21 protein-coding genes are annotated in these 21,615 nt (G+C 70.3%); 14 read left to right on the top strand and 7 right to left on the bottom strand.

All coding sequences use genetic code 11. The features are described from left to right. Positions 1-29: 29 nt before the first annotated feature. A complete protein-coding gene (locus ACQHII_RS05800; RefSeq protein WP_427918204.1) occupies positions 30-569 on the top strand; it encodes a GNAT family N-acetyltransferase in 540 nt (179 codons plus the stop codon). A gap of 14 nt (positions 570-583) precedes the next feature. On the opposite strand, the gene ACQHII_RS05795 is transcribed toward ACQHII_RS05800, so the two are convergent. Then, on the bottom strand, positions 584-1,267 hold the full coding sequence (locus ACQHII_RS05795; RefSeq protein ID WP_427918203.1) for a glycerophosphodiester phosphodiesterase: 684 nt from the start codon (positions 1,265-1,267) through the stop codon (positions 584-586). Positions 1,268-1,670: 403 nt separating this feature from the next. On the opposite strand from ACQHII_RS05795, the gene ACQHII_RS05790 reads away from it, so the two are divergent. From ACQHII_RS05790 to ACQHII_RS05770, 5 genes are all read left to right on the top strand, one after another. Next, positions 1,671-3,068, top strand: a complete 1,398-nt coding sequence (locus tag ACQHII_RS05790; protein ID WP_427918202.1) for a DUF6421 family protein — start codon at positions 1,671-1,673, stop codon at positions 3,066-3,068. Between the two features lie 38 nt (positions 3,069-3,106). Continuing rightward, entirely contained in the window at positions 3,107-3,853 is a 747-nt protein-coding gene (locus ACQHII_RS05785; RefSeq protein ID WP_427925236.1) for an SDR family NAD(P)-dependent oxidoreductase, read from the top strand. After that, positions 3,850-4,920 carry a threonine aldolase family protein gene (locus tag ACQHII_RS05780; RefSeq protein ID WP_427918201.1) on the top strand — a complete coding sequence of 357 codons (1,071 nt, stop codon included), beginning with the start codon at positions 3,850-3,852 and terminating at the stop codon, positions 4,918-4,920. Before ACQHII_RS05785 ends, ACQHII_RS05780 begins: the two co-directional genes overlap by 4 nt. A gap of 86 nt (positions 4,921-5,006) precedes the next feature. Then, a complete protein-coding gene (locus ACQHII_RS05775) occupies positions 5,007-5,579 on the top strand; it encodes a transglutaminase domain-containing protein (protein ID WP_427918200.1) in 573 nt (190 codons plus the stop codon). An 8-nt stretch (positions 5,580-5,587) separates the two neighbouring features. Next, entirely contained in the window at positions 5,588-6,280 is a 693-nt protein-coding gene (locus tag ACQHII_RS05770) for a B3/B4 domain-containing protein (protein ID WP_427918199.1), read from the top strand. 4 nt (positions 6,281-6,284) lie between these two features. Here ACQHII_RS05770 and ACQHII_RS05765 read toward each other — a convergent pair whose 3' ends face one another. Together ACQHII_RS05765 and ACQHII_RS05760 are read right to left on the bottom strand one after the other, a co-directional pair. Further along, positions 6,285-7,013, bottom strand: coding sequence for a lysophospholipid acyltransferase family protein (locus ACQHII_RS05765; protein ID WP_427918198.1), 729 nt, complete (start codon positions 7,011-7,013; stop codon positions 6,285-6,287). Between the two features lie 185 nt (positions 7,014-7,198). Continuing rightward, on the bottom strand, positions 7,199-7,615 hold the full coding sequence (locus ACQHII_RS05760) for a DUF4395 domain-containing protein (RefSeq protein WP_427918197.1): 417 nt from the start codon (positions 7,613-7,615) through the stop codon (positions 7,199-7,201). Between the two features lie 75 nt (positions 7,616-7,690). Between ACQHII_RS05760 and ACQHII_RS05755 the strand changes: the two genes are divergently transcribed. The 4 genes from ACQHII_RS05755 (at position 7,691) to ACQHII_RS05740 (ending at position 10,893) form a co-directional block, all read left to right on the top strand. Next, positions 7,691-8,104, top strand: a complete 414-nt coding sequence (locus tag ACQHII_RS05755) for a TlpA family protein disulfide reductase (RefSeq protein WP_427918196.1) — start codon at positions 7,691-7,693, stop codon at positions 8,102-8,104. Positions 8,105-8,312: 208 nt separating this feature from the next. Further along, positions 8,313-8,822 carry a flavin reductase family protein gene (locus tag ACQHII_RS05750; protein WP_427918195.1) on the top strand — a complete coding sequence of 170 codons (510 nt, stop codon included), beginning with the start codon at positions 8,313-8,315 and terminating at the stop codon, positions 8,820-8,822. Positions 8,823-9,066: 244 nt separating this feature from the next. Next, on the top strand, positions 9,067-9,855 hold the full coding sequence (locus ACQHII_RS05745) for an electron transfer flavoprotein subunit beta/FixA family protein (RefSeq protein WP_427918194.1): 789 nt from the start codon (positions 9,067-9,069) through the stop codon (positions 9,853-9,855). Positions 9,856-9,930: 75 nt separating this feature from the next. Further along, positions 9,931-10,893, top strand: coding sequence for an electron transfer flavoprotein subunit alpha/FixB family protein (locus ACQHII_RS05740; protein WP_427918193.1), 963 nt, complete (start codon positions 9,931-9,933; stop codon positions 10,891-10,893). Between the two features lie 72 nt (positions 10,894-10,965). Here the strand turns inward: ACQHII_RS05740 and ACQHII_RS05735 are convergent, their stop codons facing one another. Next, entirely contained in the window at positions 10,966-11,859 is an 894-nt protein-coding gene (locus tag ACQHII_RS05735) for an endonuclease/exonuclease/phosphatase family protein (protein WP_427918192.1), read from the bottom strand. A 183-nt stretch (positions 11,860-12,042) separates the two neighbouring features. Between ACQHII_RS05735 and ACQHII_RS05730 the strand changes: the two genes are divergently transcribed. Beyond that, positions 12,043-13,347: a DUF6986 family protein gene (locus tag ACQHII_RS05730; protein WP_427918191.1), complete on the top strand. Its 1,305-nt coding sequence runs from the start codon at positions 12,043-12,045 to the stop codon at positions 13,345-13,347. A 110-nt stretch (positions 13,348-13,457) separates the two neighbouring features. After that, positions 13,458-15,413, top strand: coding sequence for a protein kinase domain-containing protein (locus tag ACQHII_RS05725; protein WP_427918190.1), 1,956 nt, complete (start codon positions 13,458-13,460; stop codon positions 15,411-15,413). On the opposite strand, the gene ACQHII_RS05720 is transcribed toward ACQHII_RS05725, so the two are convergent. Both ACQHII_RS05720 and ACQHII_RS05715 read right to left on the bottom strand, forming a co-directional pair. Beyond that, complete coding sequence (locus tag ACQHII_RS05720; protein WP_427918189.1) at positions 15,359-16,141, bottom strand: hypothetical protein; 783 nt, start codon at positions 16,139-16,141, stop codon at positions 15,359-15,361. The two genes, ACQHII_RS05725 and ACQHII_RS05720, sit on opposite strands and share 55 nt — an antisense overlap. Before the next feature lie 8 nt (positions 16,142-16,149). Further along, a complete protein-coding gene (locus ACQHII_RS05715) occupies positions 16,150-17,214 on the bottom strand; it encodes a LacI family DNA-binding transcriptional regulator (protein WP_427918188.1) in 1,065 nt (354 codons plus the stop codon). A gap of 178 nt (positions 17,215-17,392) precedes the next feature. Between ACQHII_RS05715 and ACQHII_RS05710 the strand changes: the two genes are divergently transcribed. Then, positions 17,393-18,349 (top strand): ROK family protein, encoded by a 957-nt coding sequence (locus tag ACQHII_RS05710; protein WP_427918187.1) that lies wholly within the window; start codon positions 17,393-17,395, stop codon positions 18,347-18,349. Positions 18,350-18,417: 68 nt separating this feature from the next. On the opposite strand, the gene ACQHII_RS05705 is transcribed toward ACQHII_RS05710, so the two are convergent. After that, positions 18,418-20,439, bottom strand: coding sequence for an NPCBM/NEW2 domain-containing protein (locus ACQHII_RS05705; RefSeq protein ID WP_427918186.1), 2,022 nt, complete (start codon positions 20,437-20,439; stop codon positions 18,418-18,420). Between the two features lie 189 nt (positions 20,440-20,628). Here ACQHII_RS05705 and ACQHII_RS05700 point away from each other — a divergent pair, with 189 nt between their 5' ends. Continuing rightward, positions 20,629-21,600, top strand: coding sequence for a TIGR01777 family oxidoreductase (locus ACQHII_RS05700; RefSeq protein ID WP_427918185.1), 972 nt, complete (start codon positions 20,629-20,631; stop codon positions 21,598-21,600). The last annotated feature ends 15 nt before the right edge of the window (positions 21,601-21,615 follow it).

The raw sequence follows: 21,615 nt of genomic DNA, 5'->3' as shown, positions 1-21,615 counted from the left end.
AGCCGCGCCTCTGATCGGAGTTGTGCACCATGGACACCGCCGCCACCGGACTGACCTTCCGCGACGCCACCGACGCCGATGTGGACGCCCTCGTCGTGCTGATCGAGTCGGCCTACCGGGGTGACGACAGCCGGGCCGGGTGGACCACCGAGGCGGACATCCTCGAAGGGCAGCGGACCGATCCCGAGGGCGTGCTCGAGGTCATCAAGTCGCCCGACGGCCGGCTCCTGGTCGTCGAACGCGAGGGCCGGGTCGTCGCCTGCTGCCAGCTCGAACACCGCGGCGACCACGCCTACTTCGGGATGTTCGCCGTCAGCCCGCAGCTCCAGGGCGGCGGCCTCGGCAAGGTCATCATCGCGGAGGCGGAGCGCGCGGCCCGGGAGACCTGGGGAGTGGCGGAGATGCACATGACCGTGATCTCCGTGCGCAACGACCTCATCGCCTGGTACGAGCGCCGCGGCTATCGCCGTACGGGCCGGATGACCCCGTTCCCGTACGGCGACGAGCGGTTCGGCATTCCGCAGCGCGACGACCTGGAGTTCGAGCTGCTGGTCAAGGAACTCGCGTAGGCCTCACTTGGTACTCACGCGGTGAAGCGGCCCGTGCGTTTGATCTCCGGGTAGTCGGTGGTCGCGCCGTCCAGCTCCAGGGCGCGTACGAGCCGCAGGTGGTCCTGGGTGTTGACCACCCAGCCGATGATCCGCAGGTCCGCCTTGCGGGCCGCCTCGACGACCTCCAGGGTCAGCCTGCGGATGTTCAGGCAGACCGTTTCGGCACCGGCCTCGGTGGCCCGCTCCACCACGTCGGGACCGAAACGGCTCGCGATCAGCGCGGTGCGGACGCCGGGCACCAGGCGGGCGATCTCGGTGATCGCCTCGTCGTGGAACGAGGACACCTCGACCCGTCCGACCAGGTCCCGCCGGTGCATGACCTCGGCCAGCGCCCGGGCCGCCGCGAGGTCCTTGATCTCGGCCTGGAGCGGCGAGCGGACGGCGTCCAGCACCTCCTCGAAGGTGGGTACGCGCTCGCCCCGGCCCGCGTCCAGGGTGCGCAGCTCGTCGAGGGTCCGCTCGGCGATCGGGCCGGTCCCGTCGGTCGTACGGTCCACGTCGGCGTCGTGCATGACGACGAGGGCGCCGTCCCTGCTCAGATGCAGATCGAGTTCGATGACATCGAGGCCGCCCTGCTCGGCGGCGACGAAGGAACGGAGAGTGTTCTCGGGTTCGAGACCCATGACTCCGCGGTGACCGATGGTAAGGAAGTTCAAGGTTCAACTCGCTTCCGTCGACGGCGGCTCGGCACGCGCGCGTGGGCGCGGCCGGACACCGGCGTCCACGCGGCAGAGCCGCAGCCTAACGGCCGGGCCCGGCGTTGGACCCGCGCGTACACGGAGGATCGCGGAGACGTCGGCGGCCGACCTGCGCGGCACCGGCCGGAGCGGTCACCCGGGCGCGGGCGCGTCCCGGGGCGATTGACCGGTGGCTGGTTTCGGCGCCCCGGTCCCTGGGTAACCGCGCGGTGTCTCTTCGGCGGCGTTCATGGTTTACGGCAGGAAAAAGTTCGGTCACAGGCAGGGGTCGGCAGGATAATCTCCCGAAGATCCTCTTGCTGGGAGAAACCACATATGTATACGGTTCCCATACGCTGGATTCTCCCGTGGAGGATGGGACATGACGGAAATTCTTGTGCAGGTGGGTTCGGAGGAGCGGGTTCCTCCCGTGACCAGGGTGGTTGAGCATCCGGCATGGCCCGTGCTCAAGGATGCCGTGGAGCGGATCCGGCCATGGCAGGCCAAGGACGGGTCGATCGACTTCGCGGACGAGGGCGCCCCGGACCGCGCGGAGGCCGAGTACGCCGTGCGCCGGGTGACGGGTGCCGTCGAGGAACTCTCCCCGCTGCTGCCGCACGATGCCGCCTACCACGCCGCTCTGATCAGGGACCTGGAGCGGTGGGCCGCCGACGGCTTCCAGGTGCCGGACTTCCTCGACTCGCTGCTGGCCTTCCAGCCCGCCGCGAACCGCCGGGACGGACTCCAGCACCTGGTCGTCTTCCCGATGTACACGCAGAACGGCAACCCGGACCGCAACCTCGAAGCTGTCGTCCTGCGCATGGTCTGGCCCGACTGGCTGGCCGAACTGGAGGCGACCCGCTACGACAACCCGCTGTTCTGCGGCATCACCTTCGAGGACTTCACGTCCGGCTACGACACCAACTCGGCCGTGCTCTTCCCGGAGACCATCGCCGTACGCCAGGCGCCGGAACGTTTCTCCTGGGGTGGGATCTTCTGCGACCGCGAGGCCGCCCGCTTCCGCCGGGTCACCGAGGCCGCCGTCGACATCCTCGGCATGGAACTGCCCGAGGACATCGCCACCATGGTCGACGACCAGAAGCGCTGCGAGGAGGCCTTCGTCCTGTGGGACATGGTCCACGACCGCACCCACAGCCACGGCGACCTGCCCTTCGACCCGTTCATGATCAAGCAGCGCCAGCCCTTCTGGATGTACGGACTCGAAGAGCTGCGCTGCGACCTCACCGCCTTCAAGGAGGCCGTGAGGCTGGAGGCCGACGGCGTCCCGCAGGCCCGTGACGTGCAGTACGCGGTCCTCTGCGACCGCATGTTCCGCTTCCCGGTCACCGGCGAACGCGTCCGCAACTACGACGGACTCGGCGGCCAGCTCCTCTTCGCCTACCTCCACCAGCACGACGTCGTCCGCTGGACCGACAACAAGCTGCACATCGACTGGCGGCGCGCCCCCGAGGTCACCAACCAGCTGTGCGCCGAGATCGAGGACCTCTACCGCGCGGGCATCGACCGCCCCAAGCTCGTCCACTGGTTCAAGGCCTACGAGCTGGTCGCCACCTACCTCGCCCCGCACCCCGGCTCCAAGTGGGCCAAGGGTCCCGACGCCCTGGACCTGAGCCAGCCGCCGCGGAAACTCGTGGATGACGTGCTTCCGGACGAGTTTCCGCTGAGCATGTTCTATGAGGCCCTCTCCAAGAAGCTGAAGAACGTGATCGCCTCGACCAAGGGCATCACGGCGGAGAGCGCCGAGCGGATCGCCGCGTGAGCGACCGCAGCACCGAAGTGGCTCAGGAGGCGAGGACCATGGGGAACGGGGCGCTCAACGGCGCGGTGATCGCGGTGGCCGGAGCGGGCGGACCGGCGGGCCGGGCCGTGCTGGTGCGGCTGGCGGAGGCGGGCGCGACCGTCGTCGGCTCGGACGCGCATCCCGAACGCCTGGCGGAGGCCGTGGACGCGGCCCGCTACGCGCACGGCGGCGCCACCGTCGTGGGGGACACCGTCGACCTGCTCGACCCGCAGGCCACCCGCGACTGGGCCGCGCACATCGAGAAGGACTTCGGTCACGTCGACGGCCTCGTCCACCTCGTCGGCGGCTGGCGCGGCAGCGCCACCTTCGCCGAGACAGACCTCGCCGACTGGGACCTGCTGGAGAAGCTGCTCATCCGCACCGTGCAGCACACCTCGCTGGCCTTCTACGACGGCCTGGAGCGCAGCGACCGCGGCCGTTACCTGCTGATCAGCGCGGCCGGCGCCAGCAAGCCGACCGCGGGCAACGCGGCGTACTCCGCCTCGAAGGCCGCCGCCGAGGCCTGGACCCTCGCGATGGCCGACGGCTACCGCAAGGCCGGCGGCGAGGACGGGCCCACCTCCGCGGCCGCCATCATGGTGGTGAAGGCGCTGGTGCACGACGCGATGCGCGCCGAACGCCCCAACGCGAAGTTCGCGGGCTTCACCGACGTCAAGGACCTCGCCGAGGCCATCGCCGGCGTCTGGGACAAGCCCGCTGCCGAAGTGAACGGAAACCGTCTGTGGCTGACCGAGAAGCCGTGAACCCTCCGAAGACCGACGCACGGCGCCACCACGACCCGGAGATCCGCGGCTTCGCCAGCGACAACTACGCCGGCGCCCACCCCGAGGTGCTCGCCGCCCTCGCCCTCGCCAACGGCGGCCACCAGGTCGCCTACGGAGAGGACGACTACACCGAGAACCTCCAGGGCATCATCCGCAGCCACTTCGGCGCCACGGCCGAGGCCTTCCCGGTCTTCAACGGCACCGGCGCCAACGTCGTCGCGCTCCAGGCGGTCACCGACCGCTGGGGCGCGGTGATCTGCGCCGAGAGCGCCCACATCAACGTCGACGAGGGCGGCGCCCCCGAGCGCATGGGCGGGCTGAAGCTGCTCACGGTGCCCACGCCCGACGGCAAGCTCACGCCCGAACTGATCGACCGGCAGGCGTACGGCTGGGACGACGAGCACCGTGCGATGCCGCAGGCCGTCTCGATCACCCAGAGCACCGAACTCGGCACCCTGTACACGCCGGACGAGATCCGCGCGATCTGCGAGCACGCCCACGCGCGCGGGATGAAGGTCCACCTCGACGGCTCCCGGATAGCCAACGCGGCGGCCTCGCTCGACGTCCCCATGCGGACGTTCACCAACGCGGTGGGCGTCGACATCCTCTCCCTGGGCGGGACGAAGAACGGCGCGATCTTCGGCGAGGCGGTCGTCGTCATCAACCAGGACGCCGTCAGCCACATGAAGCACCTGCGCAAACTGTCCATGCAGCTGGCCTCCAAGATGCGCTTCGTCTCTGTGCAGTTGGAGGCGCTGCTCGCCAAGGACCTCTGGCTGCGCAACGCCCGCCATGCCAACGAGATGGCCCAGCGCCTCGCCGAGGGCGTCCGCGCGGTGCACGGCGTGGAGATCCTCTACCCGGTGCAGGCCAACGGTGTCTTCGCCCGGCTCCCGCACGACGTGAGCGTGCGCCTTCAGGAGCGCTTCCGGTTCTACTTCTGGGACGAGGCGGCCGGCGACGTCCGCTGGATGTGCGGCTTCGATACGACCGAGGACGACGTGGACGCGTTCGTGGCGGCGCTCAAGGAGGAGATGGCCCGCTAGTCAAGCTTGAACAGAATGTGCATAGGTATGCGGTCACCTGAAAAGTCATTGACTCTCGGGTGATCGCTTTCCTATGCTCTCCACCCATGGAGCTGATCCAGAACACCCCCGATCTTTCCGCCTACTTGGCTGCCGACGAGGCCATCGACCACGGTCATCCCCTCGTGCGCGAGACCGCCGCGCGACTCGCCAAGAGTGCCGCCGACTCGTATGGCTATGCACAGCTGGCGTTCGAGTTCGTGCGGGACGCCATCCCCCACTCGCAGGACGTGGGCGACCCGCGCGTCACCTGGCGGGCCTCCGACGTCCTGGAGCAGGGCACCGGCATCTGCTACGCCAAGGCGCACGCGCTGGCCGCGCTGCTGCGGGCCGAGGACATCCCGACGGCCCTGTGCTACCAGAAGTTCGACGTGGTGCACGGGCTGGTCGCCGTGCGGTTCAACGGGGCCTGGCACCGGCAGGATCCGCGCGGCAACAAGCCGGGCGTGGACGCGCAGTTCTCCCTCGACGGCGAGCGGCTGGCCTTTGTGCCCGATCCCGAGTTCAATGAGCTGGACTATCCGGTCCTGTACGCTGAACCACACCCGGTCGTGCTGAGCGCCCTGAAGGCCGCCCCCGACCGGTCGTACCTGTGGCAGACGCTCCCGACCGCACTCTGAGGCACCTCATGACGCTTACCCTGACCGTGTCCGACGAAGTCCGCACCCTCGCACCCGGTTTCACGCATGTCGTGATCGAGGCGCACGGACTGGTCAACGGGCCCAGCACCGAAGCGAGTTCGGCGCTCCTCGACGACGCGGCCCGCCGGCTGGCCGTACGGCTGGACGGGCGTGCCCCGCACGAGGACCCGCACATGGCGGCCTGGCGCGAGGTGTACACGGCGTTCGGGTCGAAGCCGTCGCGGACCCGCAACTCGGCCGAGGCGCTGGCCAAGAGGGCGCTCACGGACGCCGGACTGCCCCGGATCAATGTGCTGGTCGACCTCTACAACGCCATCAGCGTCGCGTACTTGATCCCTGTGGGCGGTGAGGACACCGACCGCATCCAGGGCGGAATGACTCTCCAACGGGCCACCGGGGACGAGGAGTTCGTGACCTTCGCGGGCGGCGAGGAGGTCGTCGAACACCCGGACGCGGGCGAGGTGGTGTGGACCGACGCGGCCGGTGTCACCTGCCGCCGCTGGAACTGGCGGCAGGGGCCGCGTACCAGGCTCACGGAGGAATCGACGTCCGCCGTCTTCCTGTTGGAGAGCCTGTCGCCGATGCCTGTCGCCGAGGTGGAGCGCGCGGGTGCCGAACTCGCCGAACTGCTGGAGAAGTTCAGCCCCGGGGCGCGGATCGCCGTCCACGCCCCGGCGTGACGATTCAGCGAGCCTCGGCCGCCTTGACCTCTTCGGCGGTGGGTGCGGTGCCGCCGAGATGGGCCGGCATCCACCAGGTGTCGTCGGGGCCGTTCGGCCGCACGGGATAGGCGCGCTGGGCGGCTTCCAGCAACTCCTGGATGCGCTCGCGCAGTCGGCGGGTGATGGCGCCCGCGTACTGGTCCTGAGGGGCCTCCACCGGCTCGCCGACCCGGATGGTGATCGGGGTGTGGCTGCGCTTGAAGTTCTTCGGGTGGCCCTTGGTCCACAGTCGCTGGGTGCCCCACAGGGCCATCGGGATCAGCGGGACGCCGGCCTCCTGGGCCATGCGCGCGGCACCCGACTTGAAGCTCTTCAGGGTGAAGGACTGCGAGATCGTCGCCTCGGGGAAGACGCCGACGATCTCGCCGGACCGCAGCGACTCCAGCGCGTGCTGGTAGGCGGTCTCGCCCTGCTTGCGGTCCACCGGGATGTGCTTCATGCCGCGCATCAGCGGACCGGAGATCTTGTGCCGGAACACCGACTCCTTCGCCATGAAGCGCACCAGGCGCTTCTGCGGCAGGGCGGCCAGGCCGTCGAAGATGAAGTCCAGATAGCTGATGTGGTTGCTGACCAGCACAGCGCCGCCCGAGCGCGGAATGTTCTCCGATCCCTTGCAGTCGATCTTGAGGTCCCAGACCTTGAACAACGTTTGGGCGAGACCGACGACGGGACGGTAGACAAGCTCAGCCATGGACGGGGTGGACCCTTCTCTCTGCCTGAAGGGGTTCTCCGGGCGGGAAAGTTACGCAGCCGTAGGTTTACGGCATTGCGCAGATCGTGCCCGAAGAACGAACGACTGGCCAGTCCTCGTGCCGGAGAACGGCGAGATCCTCGTCACGTCCATCACTTGATCCACCTCGGACTTTTAAATGGCCTTTACTCTGCGCGAACCGTCACCCGGCGTACGAGCAGGTACATCTCGCACCCCAGGCAGTACCCGAACGCGGCATTGAGGAACGCGGCGGCGAGCGCGGCACCGGTCGCCGCGAGCCCCAGCCAGGCCGGTCCCACGCCGAAACCGACCAGACCCACCCCGGCGAAGACCAGTCCGACCGCCTGCGCGAACCGCGGCGGCTCCGGCGACTCGAACTCGGTCGGCGGCCCGATCCGCGGCCGTACGGCCTTCCGGAACAGCCAGCCGTACGGCGAGCGGCCGACGCCGCCCGCCGCGCCCAGCGCGAACGCCAGGGTCTGCCAGGCCAGCAGCCAGAAGCTGCCGGTGACCAGCACGACCGCCAGTACCGCGGTCGTCAGGGCCGCCCCGAAGCGCGGTCCTCTCACATCGATGTCCATGAACCTAGGATTCCGCAGCAGAAACGATTCGTAGTGCTGGGAATCTTTGCAGTCTCGTGAACGCTGGAGCAGGGGATGAGCGGTCTCGTGGTGTGCGTGGCGGTGCTCGCGGCGGCGAGCGCCTACGGAGTGCTGCATCGGCGGCGGAGCGGGAGAGTGCGGGTGCGCGGGCGCGACGGCGGAAAACGGCTCGGAGCCACCGAGTTGGGCGGCGACCTCGGCGAGAAGGCCACCCTGGTGCAGTTCTCCAGCGCCTTCTGCGCGCCCTGCCGGGCCACGCGCCGGGTGCTGGGCGAGGTGGCCGGCATGGTCCCCGGAGTCCGTCACATCGAGATCGACGCCGAGGATCATCTGGACCTCGTGCGGGAACTCGACATCCTGAAGACCCCCACCGTGCTGGTGCTCGACGCGGACGGACGGGTCGTGCGGCGCGCCACCGGCCTCCCCCGCAAGGCGGATGTCATCGCGGCCCTGGGGGAGGCGGTTTGACGATTCGGGCGGAAGCGGTGAGTCATCTCCCATATGCCGGAACGTACTTGACTGCGCACACCACCTATCGTCAGCCTGACTGTATGCCTTCGGAACTCCTTCTTTTCGGGCGGGCGCACGTCGACCTCGCACGTACCGCGAGCGCGTGCTGTCCGGGCTGTTGAGCAGCCACGGTCCCGCTCGTCGCCTCCCCAAGAAGGACAGCCCCATGACGGCCACGCCCGATCTCGGCACCTCCCGGCTCGCCTCTCCCGATCTGCTGCGCTCCGTCTTCCGGCAGCACGCCGCCGGTGTGGCGGTGATCACCGCGCACGGTGAGACCGGTCCGGTCGGCTTCACCGCCACCTCCCTCAGCTCCGTCTCGGCGCAGCCCCCGATGCTCTCCTTCGGGATCAGCACCGGCGCGTCCAGCTGGCCCGCGATATCCGGGGCCGACCATGTCGGCGTCCACATACTCGGCGAGCACCAGGAGCGGTTGGCCGCCACCTTCGCCCGCAGCGGCGCCGACCGGTTCGGGGCGCCCACCGTCTGGCACGAGGGGCCCGAGGGTGTGCCGGTCCTCGACGGCGTGCTCGCCTGGCTGGTGTGCCGGGTCGTCGCGCGCGTGCCCGCCGGGGACCATCGCATCGTCATCGCCGAGGTCGTCCTCGGTGACCACGCCGGCTCCGGCCGCCCGCTCCTCTACCACCAGGGCCGCTTCAACGGGCTGCGTGACTGAGACCACTCCCGGTGGGTGACCGGCCACCCTGCGGAAGCGTCGAGTTCCGATTACGCTGCGTTGCACAGGTCACAGTTCAAAGCGCTTGCTTAGCGGGCACCTGCTGAGGGAGCGTAGTGCTGCGTACTGGCGAGTAATATTTCGCTCGGAGCACCGGCCGCCCGCACCGGGAACGGCCGTTCAAGGCGCCTATGCTGCCTGGAAGTAGGCAGCCGAAAAATGACGATGCAGTAGGAGAGCCGGCGTGAGCTTGAGGATCGTTGTCACTGTGAAGTACGTGCCCGACGCCACTGGCGACCGGCACTTCGCCGATGACCTGACCGTCGACCGGGACGACGTGGACGGTCTGCTCTCCGAGCTCGACGAGTACGCGGTCGAGCAGGCGCTGCAGATCTCCGAGAACTCGGACGACGACGTGGAGATCACCGTCCTGACGGTGGGTCCGGAGGACGCCAAGGACGCGCTGCGCAAGGCGCTGTCCATGGGCGCCGACAAGGCCATCCACGTCGAGGACGACGATCTGCACGGCACCGACGTCATCGGCACCTCCCTGGTGCTGGCCAGGGCGATCGAGAAGGCCGGCTTCGACCTGGTCGTCTCCGGCATGGCCTCCACCGACGGCACCGCCGGTGTGATCCCCGCCCTGCTGGCCGAGCGCCTGGGCGTCCCGCAGGTCACGCTGCTCTCCGAGGTCTCCGTGGCGGACGGCGTCGTCAAGGGCCGCCGGGACGGCGACAGCGCCTCCGAGCAGCTGGAGGCCTCCCTGCCGGCGGTCGTGTCCGTCACCGACCAGTCGGGCGAGGCGCGCTACCCGTCCTTCAAGGGCATCATGGCCGCCAAGAAGAAGCCGGTTGTGGCCTGGGACCTGTCCGACCTGGAGATCGACACCGACGAGGTCGGCCTCGAAGGCGCTTGGACCGCCGTCGACTCCGCGGCTCAGCGCCCCGCGCGTACCGCCGGCACGATCGTCAAGGACGAGGGCGAGGGCGGCAAGCAGCTCGCCGAGTTCCTCGCGGGCCAGAAGTTCATCTAAGCCCCAAGGGTCACGGCCCGCCGCAGGCTCCCTCACCGCCCCTCAGACTTCGCAAGCACGCAGGAGACCATTCCCATGGCTGAAGTTCTCGTCTACGTCGATCACGTGGACGGTGCCGTCCGCAAGCCCACCCTGGAGCTGCTGACGCTGGCGCGCCGTATCGGCGAGCCCGTCGCCCTCGCCCTCGGCTCCGGTGCCGAGAACACCGCCGCCGCGCTCGCCGAGCACGGCGCGGTGAAGGTGCTCACGCACGACGCCGCCGAGTACGCCGACTACCTCGTCGTACCGAAGGTGGACGCCCTCCAGGCCGCCTACGACGCCGTCTCCCCGGCCGCCGTCCTGGTGCCGTCCTCCGCCGAGGGCAAGGAGATCGCCGCCCGCCTCGCGGTGCGCATCGGCTCGGGCATCATCACCGACGCCACCGACCTGGAGGCCGGCGACAAGGGCCCCATCGCCACGCAGTCGGTGTTCGCCGCCTCCTTCACCACCAGGACCCGGGTCTCCAAGGGCACCCCGGTCATCACCGTGAAGCCCAACAGCGCCGCCGTGGAGGCCGCCCCGGCCGCCGGCACCGTCGAGGCCCTCACGGTCACCTTCTCCGACAAGGCCACCGGCACGAAGGTCACCGCGCGCACCCCGCGCGAGTCGACCGGCCGCCCGGAGCTGACCGAGGCCGCGATCGTCGTCTCCGGCGGCCGTGGCGTCAACGGCTCGGAGAACTTCGCGATCATCGAGGCGCTCGCCGACTCCCTCGGCGCGGCCGTCGGCGCCTCGCGCGCCGCCGTCGACGCGGGCTGGTACCCACACTCCAACCAGGTCGGCCAGACCGGCAAGAGCGTCTCCCCGCAGCTGTACATCGCCAACGGTATCTCCGGCGCGATCCAGCACCGCGCGGGCATGCAGACCTCGAAGACGATCGTGGCCGTCAACAAGGACGCCGAGGCCCCGATCTTCGACCTCGTCGACTACGGCGTGGTCGGCGACCTCTTCGACGTCGTCCCGCAGCTCACCGAGGAGATCAACACCCGCAAGGGCTGATGTTCTCCGGTTGTACGAGTTGTACGAGTTGTACGAGGCTCCCGTGACCCACGTGGTCGCGGGAGCCTTCATTCATCCCAGGCTGATCGTGGACTGGACCGGCAGATGGTCGCTCGGGAACTGGCTGTTCTCGGAGAACGTGTCGATGACCGTACGGCGCACGGTGATCCCCTCGCCGACGAGGATCCAGTCGATGCGGTTCCCCTCCGGAACGAGCGCCCGATAGCCGTGGAAGGTGCCGTACAGCTCCCCGCGCCCGGCCGCCGCGTCCCAGGTGTCCCTGAGGCCGGCGCCCAGCATCGTGTCGTAGACCGAGGTGGTGTACGCGGCGGTGTTGAAGTCGCCGGTCACCACGATCGGCAGGGAGCGGTCGAGTCGGGCCAGGCGAGCGGCGATGAGCGTGGCGGCGCGCTCGCGGGCGTACTGACTCGCGTTGTCCAGGTGGGTGTTGAGGACGTAGAACTGCCGGCCGTCGTCCCCGAGGTCGCGGAAACGGATCCAGGTGGCGATGCGCGGGTGGGCGCCGCCCCAGGTGTTCGAGCCGATCACGGAGGGCGTGTCGGAGAGCCAGAACTGGTCGTACTCGAGAGGGGCGAGCCTGCGGGTGTCGTAGAAGATCGCCGTCTCCTCGTCGTGGCTGCCGCCCTTGCGGCCGCTGCCGATCCAGTCGTAGTGCGGCGCGAGGTCCTGCCTGATGTCCTGGAGCTGCCCGTAGAGGCCCTCCTGGGTGCCGATGATGTCGGGAGCCGCGCGGAGCAGCAGGTCGCGCATCACCGGGCGGCGGACCTGCCAGCTGTTGGGTTCGGTGCTGCTCGCGTAGCGCAGGTTGAACGTCATGACGTCCAGCAGACGGGTGTCGTGCCGGACGGCGTCGGCGCGTACGGTTCCGATCAGTGGCACGGCGATGGCGGCTGCCACCAGCGTGGTCAGCCCCGCGCGGCGGGTCACCGTCCAGGCAGTCGACATGTGCATCCCTCCCCTTGCGAGTCAGGATGAAGGGGCGGGGCGTCGGGCGGAAGAGGGCCTCGGGGTGGGAGTGAACGCCGTGGGTTCACGCTGTGGACAGGGTGTTGACCCGCGGGAAGATCCACGGATAACTTCGCTCTACGGATTGTTGATTCCGTAGAGCGGAAACCTGGAGGCTGTGGGATGGGTCAGGGCGAGCAGGAGAAGGTGGCGACGAGCCTCGCGGGCGCGGTCGGCGAGGAGATCAGCGCCTCCCTGGCACCGGTCGACGCCGAACTGGAGCGCCGCTACCCGGGCGACCCCGGCACCCGCCAGCCCGTCCACACGGTCTACGTGCCCGGTGACGTCTTCGCCGCCGACACGATCCGCAGCTGGGGCGACCGCGCCCTCGCCGCCCTCGACGAACACGCCCCCGACGCCGCCTGCTTCGCCGCCGTCCTCGGCCTCTCCGACGAACTCGCCGAACCCGTCCACGCGCGCGTGCGGGCCAAGTTGGAACGCGAGCCGATCGAGGACCTGAGGATCGACTTCGAGGACGGCTACGGCCCGCGCCCCGACGCCGAGGAGGACGAGGCCGCCGCCCGCGCGGCCCGGCTGATCGCCGAGGCGTACGCGAAGGGCACGGCGGCGCCGTACATGGGCATCCGGACGAAGTGCATGGAGGCACCGGTGCGCGACCGGGGCATCCGCACCCTCGACATCTTCCTGACCGGACTGATGGCGGCCGGCGGGCTGCCCGAGGGGCTGGTCCTGACCCTGCCCAAGGTCACCTACGCCGAGCAGGTCACCGCGATGGTGCGACTCCTGGAGGCCTTCGAGGAGGCGCACGGGCTCGCCGCCGGCCGGATCGGCTTCGAGATCCAGATCGAGACCAGCCAGTCCATCCTGGCCACCGACGGGACCGCCACGGTCGCCCGCATGATCCAGGCCGCCGAGGGCCGCGCCACCGGCCTGCACTACGGCACCTTCGACTACAGCGCCTGCCTCGGCGTCTCAGCCGCCTACCAGGCCAGCGACCACCCCGCCGCCGACCACGCGAAGGCCGTCATGCAGGTCGCGGCGGCGGGCACGGGCGTCCGCGTCTCGGACGGTTCGACCAATGTGCTGCCGGTCGGTCCGACGGACCGGGTCCACGACGCCTGGCGGCTGCACTACGGTCTCACCCGGCGGGCGCTGTCCCGCGCGTACTACCAGGGCTGGGACATGCACCCCGGTCACATCCCCACCCGCTACGCGGCCGTCTTCGCCTTCTACCGCGAGGGCTTCGAACAGGCCGCCGCCCGCCTCGCCCGCTACGCCAACCGGGCCGGCGGCGACGTCATGGACGAGCCCGCGACCGCCAAGGCCCTCAGCGGCTATCTGCTGCGCGGCCTGGACTGCGGCGCGCTCGACCTCGCGGAGGTGGCCGGTGCGACCGGGCTGACCCGGACGGACCTGGAGGGCTTCGCGGCGCCCCGCCGGGGCGACTTGACGGCGTCCCCGAAGTAGCGGACCTGTCACAGCTGCCGCCGCCCCCTCCCGTTGTCACTGCCGCCCCGTAGGCTGTACGGCGTTCATGGATGTGCCACAGGAAACCAGGAAATAGGGACGGAGCGGCAGTGTCTTCGGGGGAGAGCGGACGCGTGGACGGAGTCGGCAGGCTGCTTGCCGGGCGCTATCGCGTCGTGGCCCGGCTCGGGCGCGGCGGCATGGGTGTGGTCTGGCGCGCTGTCGACGAGGCCCTCGGCCGTGAGGTGGCGGTCAAGGAACTGCGCACGTTCACCGACGACTACGCGCCCCAACTCGCCGATCTGCGGCTGCGGATGCAGCGCGAGGCACGGGCGGCGGCACGGGTCCGCCATCCCGGTGTCGTAGTCGTGCACGACATCGCGGAGGTCGACGGACGCCCGCTGATCGTCATGGAGCTGATCGACGGCCCCTCCCTGGACGACGTACTGGCGGAGCGCGGCCCGCTCGACCCGCGCGAGGCGGCCGGGATCGGCGCGAAGGTGACGGAGGCGCTGGCCGCCGCCCACGCCGCCGGTGTGCTGCACCGCGACGTGAAGCCCGGGAACATCCTCCTGGAGCGCTCGGGCCGGGTCGTCCTCACGGACTTCGGCATAGCGACGATGGACGACCCGGGCGACGGCTCCGCCACGCACCTCACGCGCAGCGGCGAACTCATCGGTTCCCTGGACTACTTGGCCCCCGAGCGGGCGCAGGGCGCCGACCCCGGCCCGGCCTCCGACGTCTGGGCCCTGGGTGCCACGCTGTACGCGGCCGTCGAGGGCGCCTCACCGTTCCGCCGCACCTCGACGTACTCCACGCTCACGGCGATCGTCGACGAGCCCCTGCCGGAACCCCACCGCGCCGGTCCGCTCACCCCCGTCCTGCGCCAACTCCTCGACAAGCGCCCCGAGTCGCGCCCCGACGCCGACCGGGCGCGCACACTGCTGGAAGCGGTGGCGCAGGCGCCGGAGACGGACTCGCCGACGACATTGCTGAGGGGGGCCGGGGAAGGGTCTGCCGCGATGGCGGCGGGCTTCGGAGCGGGGGCGCCGACATCGAGCGGAAGTGATGGGCCGGAAGCCCCGGTTCAGGACCCGCGGGAGTCAACGGCGGCCCGCACCACGGGTCTTGGAAGTGCGGAGCAGTCCGAAGCCCTGGCTGGACCCGGAGAGCTGCACGAGGCCCCGGCCGGCACCGGAGAACCGAACGCGGCCGGTACCCCCGGAAATCCGCCCGGACCGGGAGCCCATGCCCCCGGTTCCCCGGTTTCGCCGACCGGATCGGACACCCTCCCACCCGTCTCCACGCCCGCTGCCACTTCGGTGCCCCAAGGCTTCGGCCCACCCCTCGCCCCGGTGCTCCATCCGACCCCACCGACCGGGCCCATGGCGCACCCCGCCCACCCCCGCCGCAAGGCCCGCGTGCTGATCGCCGCCGCTGCCGCAGCGGTCGTCCTCGCCGGTGCCGGAGTGGTCGTCGCCCACTACGTCAACTCCGGTAGCACGTCGGTCACTTCGCAGGGCGGCTCGCCCCCGGTCCAGGACGCCGGTGCCTCCTCGCCCACTGCACGCGCGGACGCCAAGCGCTCGGACTCCGCCAAGCCCACCGGAAAGGGCGCCGACGGGACCCGGACCCCGACGCAGCAGCACACCGGCAAGGGTGGGGACACGACAACCGGGCAGTCTCCGACCGCCTCGCCGAGCAGGTCCACGTCCTCCGGCGGCGGAGGCACGGGCGGCAACAGCACCCCCACCGACGGAACCAGCCCCAGTTCCAGCCCCACCCCGGCCTGCCAGTCCATCGGCGGCGGCAAGTACAACTGCCAGGTGTGGCGCACCGCCAAGTCCTACACCGTGTCCGGCACCGAGGTCGGCGTCCTCGGCGCGGGCACCAACTACTTCTACTGCCAGTCGAACCTGGGCCGCCGCGAGACGTACGGCCAGTGGACCAACGTCTGGTGGGCGAAGACGGACGACGACAGCGGCAACACGAACGTCTATGTCAGCGACGTCTACATCAAGGGCGGGGGCAACGACGAACCGGTCCCGGGGCTGCCGGTCTGCTGAGACCCTACGAGGCGTTCGAGCCCGGACACCGTCACCAACCCCTCCTCCCGGAACAGCCGAGTACCCCGCTCGCACAACTCCCGGTCCTCGCGCGCCCGCGCGCAGAACTCCTCCGGCGTTCGCCCGAACAGCTTCCTCAACTCCGGTGAGGCAGCGAGCAGTTCGGTGAGCAGCGCCCGCTCGCCCGGATGCCGGCGGGGGGCACCCGTGCCGTCGCGCAGCACCCCATGCCGGTTGACGTAGACATACGCGCCCCGTAGCGACTCCCCGGAGTCCGACGACGCGAAACGGAACTCGGGCCCGGTCAACCACGCCCGGTCGTACGCCACTTCGCTCGCGTCCACCACCGCGAGCTGCCGCGCGTCGAACCACGTCACGAACAACTCCCGTACGGCACCGGGTGAGTTGACCGGCGACGCGGACACATAGCCCACGCGGCTCACATGAGCGGAGACGCCGACGTCGATCCCGGTGACCCGGACCTTCACCATCGGGACGGGGGAGTCGATTCCGAACTCCGCCATCTTGTGCCGCAGTTGGGCGGGGCAGGCGTTGGAACCGATGGCGAGGACAGGGGTGCGGTCCTCGTAGGTGACGCGGTCGTCCAGGGGCAACAGCCGGTCGCCGACGAGGAGTCCGGAGGTGGCGGGCCAAGCGCCCGGGTAGTCGAGCGGGAACTCGCGCGGTGCCCGGGCGAGCCCCAGAGCCTCCAGCGTACGGCCGTTCACGGTTCGGCTCAGTCCGACGGCGGTAGTTCGCCCGAGCCCCGGGTGATCAGCCGGGTCGGCAACTCGATGCGTTCCGGGGCGATGAGCGTGCCGTCCAGCTGACGGAAGAGGCGATCGGCGGCGGTGCGGCCGAGGGCGGCCGCGTCCTGGGCGACGACGGTCACGCCGGGCTGGAGCAGATCGGCGAGTTCGAAGTCGTCGAAGCCCACGAGGGCGATCCGGCGGGACTGTTCGGCGAGGACGCGGACGACGGTGACCGTCACGCGGTTGTTGCCGGCGAAGATCGCGGTGACCGGGGAGGGGCCGGACAGCATCTCCTCGGCGGCCCGGCGCACCCGCACGGGGTCGGTCACACCGAGGGACATCCAGGAGTCCTCGACCGCTATCCCGGCGTCCTCCATGGCGGCCCGGTAGCCGCGCAGGCGCTCGGCGGCCGTGTGGATGCGGGGCATGTCACCGATGAAGCCGATGCGCCGGTGGCCGTGGGAGATGAGGTGGGTGACACCGTCACGCGCGCCGCCGTAGCTGTCGGACAGGACGACGTCCGCGTCGATCTGCCCGGCCGGGCGGTCCACGAAGACCGTCGCGACGCCCGCCTTGATCTCCGGCTCCAGGTAGCGGTGGTCGTCCCCGGCCGGGATCACCACCAGGCCGTCCACCCGCCGGGCGCACAGCGCGAGCACCAACTCCTGCTCGCGGTCCGGGTCTTCGGCGCTGGAGCCGTTGATGAGCAGGGCGCCGTGAGCGCGGGCGACCTCTTCGACCGCGCGGCTGAGGGGACCGTAGAACGGGTCGGCGAGGTCCTCCAGGACGAGGCCGATGCTGGCCGTGCGGCCCTTGCGCAGGACGCGGGCGCTGTCGTTCCGGCGGAAGCCCAGGGCGTCGATGGCCTCCTGGACGCGGCGCTCGGTGTCGGGGGTGACGCCCGGCTCGCCGTTGACCACCCGTGACACCGTTTTCAGGCCGACACCGGCGCGCGCGGCCACGTCCTTCATGGTCGGACGGTTGCCGTAGCGGTTCTCGGGGCGGCGGGCGGTCTCTGGCACGATGCGCTGTCCTGTCCTGTCGTCCACGGGGGATGCATAGGTCCATGGGTTTGTATGAGGATGTGGCGTCGAGCATAGAGCCTGGACAACGTTGTCATGTGCGAGAGAGACTGTCCACCGATATCTCCGGCCTGCGCCCCCACCGCGAGACCGGTCCAACTCACCTTCTGGTGGTTCTCATGTTTGACGGGGAGATCTGACACTGATGCACACCGACCTCGTGGCCGCGCTCGACATCGGCGGCACCAAGATCGCCGGGGCGCTGGTGGACGGCCACGGCAAGATCCTGGTGCGCGCGCAGCGCCCGACGCCCTCGCAGGACGACGGCGACACCGTGATGCGGGCCGTGGAGGAGGTGCTCGCGGAACTCACCGCATCGCCCTCGTGGTCCCGCGCGAGCGCCCTCGGCATCGGCAGCGCGGGTCCCGTGGACGCCTCCGCGGGCACCGTGAGCCCCGTCAACGTGCCCGGCTGGCGCGACTATCCGCTCGTCGAACGGGTGCGTGCGGCGACCGGGGGCCTGCCCGTGGAGCTGATCGGCGACGGCGTGGCGATCACGGCCGCCGAGCACTGGCAGGGGGCGGCGCGCGGGCATGCCAACGCGCTGTGCATGGTGGTCTCCACCGGAGTCGGGGGCGGTCTCGTTCTCAACGGGCAGCTGCATCCCGGGCCGACCGGCAACGCGGGCCACATCGGCCACATCAGCGTGGACCTGGACGGCGACGCCTGTCCGTGCGGTTCGCGCGGCTGTGTGGAGCGGATCGCCAGCGGTCCCAACATCGCCCGGCGGGCGGTCGAGAGCGGCTGGCGGCCGGGCCCGGACGGCGACACCTCGGCCGCCGCGGTGGCGGCCGCCGCCCGCGCGGGCGACCCGGTCGCCGTCGCCTCCTTCGAGCGGGCCGCGCAGGCCCTCGCGGCGGGGATCGCGGCCACCGCGACCCTCGTGGAGATCGACATCGCCGTGATCGGCGGCGGCGTCGGCAAGGCGGGCGACGTCCTCTTCACACCGCTGCGCAAGGCGTTGAGCGACTACGCGACGCTGTCCTTCGTACGGCGGTTGACCGTGACGCCGGCCCAGATGGGCACGGACGCCGGGCTGGTGGGAGCGGCCGCGGCCGCGCTCGCCCGTCGGGCGAACAACGCGACCGCGGCCGGGGTGTGAGGCGCGGAGCGGACGAAACGTTCGTTCAGTGGCCTACGCCCTTGTCCGGCAAGTGAGTTGTGCGTTGCTCAGCAAGTGAGCTGCGCGTCCGCCCAGTCCGCGTGGTCCGAGTCGATCCCGTCGCCGCCGTCGGTGACGACGAGTCGGACCACCTGGGCGCCGGTCACGTCCGCCGTGACCGGCTGGGCGGGCATCGCGTTGGTGAGGACGCCGGTCGAGGCGACCTTCGTGCCGTCCGCCCAGATCTCGAAGGCGACGGTCCCGTTGGCCCCCTTCTCGTCGTCCACACCGACGTCCGCGGTGACCTTCTCGCACGTCTTCCCGGTGTAGTACGCCACCTCGCTCGCGGCGTGCACACCGAGCCCCTTGGCGTAGACGACTCCGCCAAGAGTGATCGGATTGCCGTCCCCGGCCGCGCTCTCCCCGTTGCTCGTGTTGCGCTCAACGGGCCCCCATCCGTTGGTCGTTGACATCCAGGGAAGGTCACCGAGGTACGAGGTGCCCGAAGGCGGGGCGACCACCACGGACGCGGTGAACGGCAGGGTGCTGGTGACGCGCGTACCGCTCGGAGAGCGGTAACTCGCCTTCAGTGCAAGGTCGTACGACCCCGTCGGTGTCCCCGAAGGAGCGGTGACCGTCCACTTGGTGCGCAGCGACCTGCCGGCCGGCACGGCCTTCGCGGTCGTCGACGACTTGGCCCGGATCTTCCAGCCGGCGGGCCCGGTCAGGGTCACGGAGACGCGCTCGGCGGTCGTCCGGCCGAGGTCGGTCACCGTCGTGGTGAGCGGGGCCGCGGTCGCCGCCTGGACCAACGGGGTGCTGCCCAGGCCGAGTTCGACGGCGGGCGGGTTCTTGACCGACTGCCGGTCGGCGAAGACCCGTACGAGTACCGTGCCGTGGGCCGGGACGGTCGCGGAGATCGTGCCCGCGGTGTTGTAGCTCTGGTGCTGCCACAGGTCGCGCAGGGTGTAGGCGCGGGCGTTCGGGAGGCCGACGGCGGTCGCGGTGGTGGCGATGCGCTGGGCGCTGCCGGACTCGTTGAAGAGCGCGACCGTGCGGCTGCCGTCCTTCATCTCCTTGGCGACGACCCAGCGTCCGCTCTCGGACGTGACAACGTTGCCCTGTTTGCCCAGCGGATCCTGGTCGACCGCGATGACCTCCTTGTTGTCGAGGATGTCGAAGGTCGCGTCGGTCGCCTTGCGCAGGTCCGAGCCGATGAGGAGCGGCGCGGCCATGATCGACCACATCGCGAAGTGCGAGCGGTACTCGGTGTCCGTCATCCCGCCGTTGCCGACCTCCAGCATGTCGGGGTCGTTCCAGTGCCCGGGTCCGGCGTACTGTGCGAGCGGGAGGTTCTGCTTGAGGATCGACAGCATCGAGCCCCAGTTGTCGCTGATGTCACCGGTGGTGCGCCACAGGTGCCCGACGTCCGAGGCCCACTCCCAGGGCTTGTTCTCGCCCCACTCGCAGATGCTGAAGACGATGGGCCGGCCGGTCGCCTTCAGGGCGTCGCGCATGGTGGTGTAGCGCACCTTGGCGTCCACGCCCTGGTTGTTGCAGTTGTCGTACTTGAGATAGTCCACGCCCCAGTCGGCGAACTGCCGCGCGTCGCTGTACTCGTGGCCCAGACCTCCGGGGAAACCCGCGCTGTTGCAGGTCTTGGTGCCCGCGCTGGTATAGATGCCGAGCTTGAGTCCCTTGGCGTGCACGTAGTCCGCGACGGCCTTGATGCCGTGCGGGAAACGGACCGGATCGGGGACGAGTTGACCGTCCGCGTCCCGGGACGGCAGCGCCCAGCAGTCGTCGAGGTTGACGTACTGGTAGCCGGCCGCCTTGAGGCCCTTGGCGACGAAGAGGTCGGCGATTCCCTCGACCATGGACTCGTTGAACTCGGCACGGCAGTGGGTGGAGTTCCAGTTGTTGAAGCCCATCGGAGGTGTGAGCGCCTGACCGTCGGCCAGGGCGGGGGAGACGGGGGCCTGTACGGGGGCGGCGACTGCGGGCGCGGCGAGGCCCGCCGTGCACAACAGCCCTGCTGCGACCGCTCCTGCCAATCTTCGGCGGGTCGTGCGGGTGTGGGGATGACGCATGGTGACCTTCCTCCGGACTCGCGAGAGATTGGATCACTTCCTGTGCATGCCATGTGCGCGATTACGTTAGGTCGTGTCCAACTCTGTTGGAAGGGTTGCGTATTGATTGTTCGACTTTCCATCGCGCGACTTTTGAACACGTTCAACTTTCTGCGCTAGGCTCACTCCCGAACAGATAGGGGGAGCCCTGTGAAGATCGTCATTCCCGGTGGTACGGGACAGGTGGGCGCGATCCTCGACCGCGCCCTGACCGAGGCCGGCCACGAGGTCGTAGTCCTCACCAGGCGGCCGAAGCGCGAGGGCGAGGTGTGGTGGGACGGCGAGCGCCTGGGCTCCTGGGCCCGGGAGATCGACGGCAGCGACGTCGTGATCAACCTGGCGGGCCGCAGCGTCAGTTGCCGCTACACCCCCGCCAACCTGAAGGCCATGATGGACTCGCGTGTGCACTCCACCCGGGTCGTCGGCGAGGCGATCGCCACCGCCGCGAACCCGCCGCGCGTCTGGCTCCAGATGAGCACCGCCACCGTCTACGCCCACCGCTACGACGCCCCCAACGACGAGGCCACCGGCCTGGTCGGCGGCGCCGAACCGGACGTCCCCGGCTACTGGGCGTACAGCGTCGAGATCGCGAAGAACTGGGAGCGCGAGCAGGAGCGCGCCGACACCCCGGGCACCCGCAAGGTGGCGCTGCGCGCCGCCATGGTGATGAGCCCCGACCGCGGCGGTGTCTTCGACGTGCTGCTCGGGCTGGCCCGGCTCGGGCTCGGCGGCCCGGTCGCGGGCGGCGCCCAGTACGTCTCCTGGATCCATGACCAGGACTTCGTCCGCGCGGTGGAGTTCCTCGTCGCGCGCGACGACATCGCCGGGCCGGTCAACCTCGCCGCCCCTGGACCGCTCCCGCAACGCGCCTTCATGCGCGTCCTGCGCGCCGCCCGGGGCATTCCCGTGGGCCTGCCCGCCACGAAGTGGATGGCCGAACTGGGCGCCTTCGCGCTGCGCTCGGACACCGAACTCCTCCTGAAGAGCCGGCGGGTCGTCCCCGGGCGGCTGCTGGCGGAGGGGTTCACCTTCGACCACCCGCAGTGGCCCGAGGCGGCCGTGGACCTCGTACGACGGTCGCGCGGCGGAGCGGTTTCCACCCGGCGGCCGGTCCGGGCGTGACCCCGGCGCGCTTCG

The organism is Streptomyces sp. cg40 (assembly GCF_050320165.1).
Taxonomy (GTDB): domain Bacteria; phylum Actinomycetota; class Actinomycetes; order Streptomycetales; family Streptomycetaceae; genus Streptomyces; species Streptomyces hokutonensis.
This window is presented reverse-complemented; position numbering and strand designations above follow the sequence as displayed.

Bases quoted from the DNA above. Each gene is read 5' to 3' on its own strand.
- ACQHII_RS05750 (WP_427918195.1), top strand. From the start codon at position 8,313: ATGACGGCCACGCCCGATCTCGGCACCTCCCGGCTCGCCTCTCCCGAT.
- ACQHII_RS05735 (WP_427918192.1), bottom strand. From the start codon at position 11,859: ATGTCGACTGCCTGGACGGTGACCCGCCGCGCGGGGCTGACCACGCTG.
- ACQHII_RS05765 (WP_427918198.1), bottom strand. From the start codon at position 7,013: ATGGCTGAGCTTGTCTACCGTCCCGTCGTCGGTCTCGCCCAAACGTTG.
- ACQHII_RS05705 (WP_427918186.1), bottom strand. From the start codon at position 20,439: ATGCGTCATCCCCACACCCGCACGACCCGCCGAAGATTGGCAGGAGCG.
- ACQHII_RS05710 (WP_427918187.1), top strand. From the start codon at position 17,393: ATGCACACCGACCTCGTGGCCGCGCTCGACATCGGCGGCACCAAGATC.
- ACQHII_RS05730 (WP_427918191.1), top strand. From the start codon at position 12,043: ATGGGTCAGGGCGAGCAGGAGAAGGTGGCGACGAGCCTCGCGGGCGCG.
- ACQHII_RS05760 (WP_427918197.1), bottom strand. From the start codon at position 7,615: ATGGACATCGATGTGAGAGGACCGCGCTTCGGGGCGGCCCTGACGACC.
- ACQHII_RS05785 (WP_427925236.1), top strand. From the start codon at position 3,107: ATGGGGAACGGGGCGCTCAACGGCGCGGTGATCGCGGTGGCCGGAGCG.
- ACQHII_RS05800 (WP_427918204.1), top strand. From the start codon at position 30: ATGGACACCGCCGCCACCGGACTGACCTTCCGCGACGCCACCGACGCC.
- ACQHII_RS05740 (WP_427918193.1), top strand. From the start codon at position 9,931: ATGGCTGAAGTTCTCGTCTACGTCGATCACGTGGACGGTGCCGTCCGC.
- ACQHII_RS05790 (WP_427918202.1), top strand. From the start codon at position 1,671: ATGACGGAAATTCTTGTGCAGGTGGGTTCGGAGGAGCGGGTTCCTCCC.
- ACQHII_RS05775 (WP_427918200.1), top strand. From the start codon at position 5,007: ATGGAGCTGATCCAGAACACCCCCGATCTTTCCGCCTACTTGGCTGCC.
- ACQHII_RS05770 (WP_427918199.1), top strand. From the start codon at position 5,588: ATGACGCTTACCCTGACCGTGTCCGACGAAGTCCGCACCCTCGCACCC.
- ACQHII_RS05755 (WP_427918196.1), top strand. From the start codon at position 7,691: ATGAGCGGTCTCGTGGTGTGCGTGGCGGTGCTCGCGGCGGCGAGCGCC.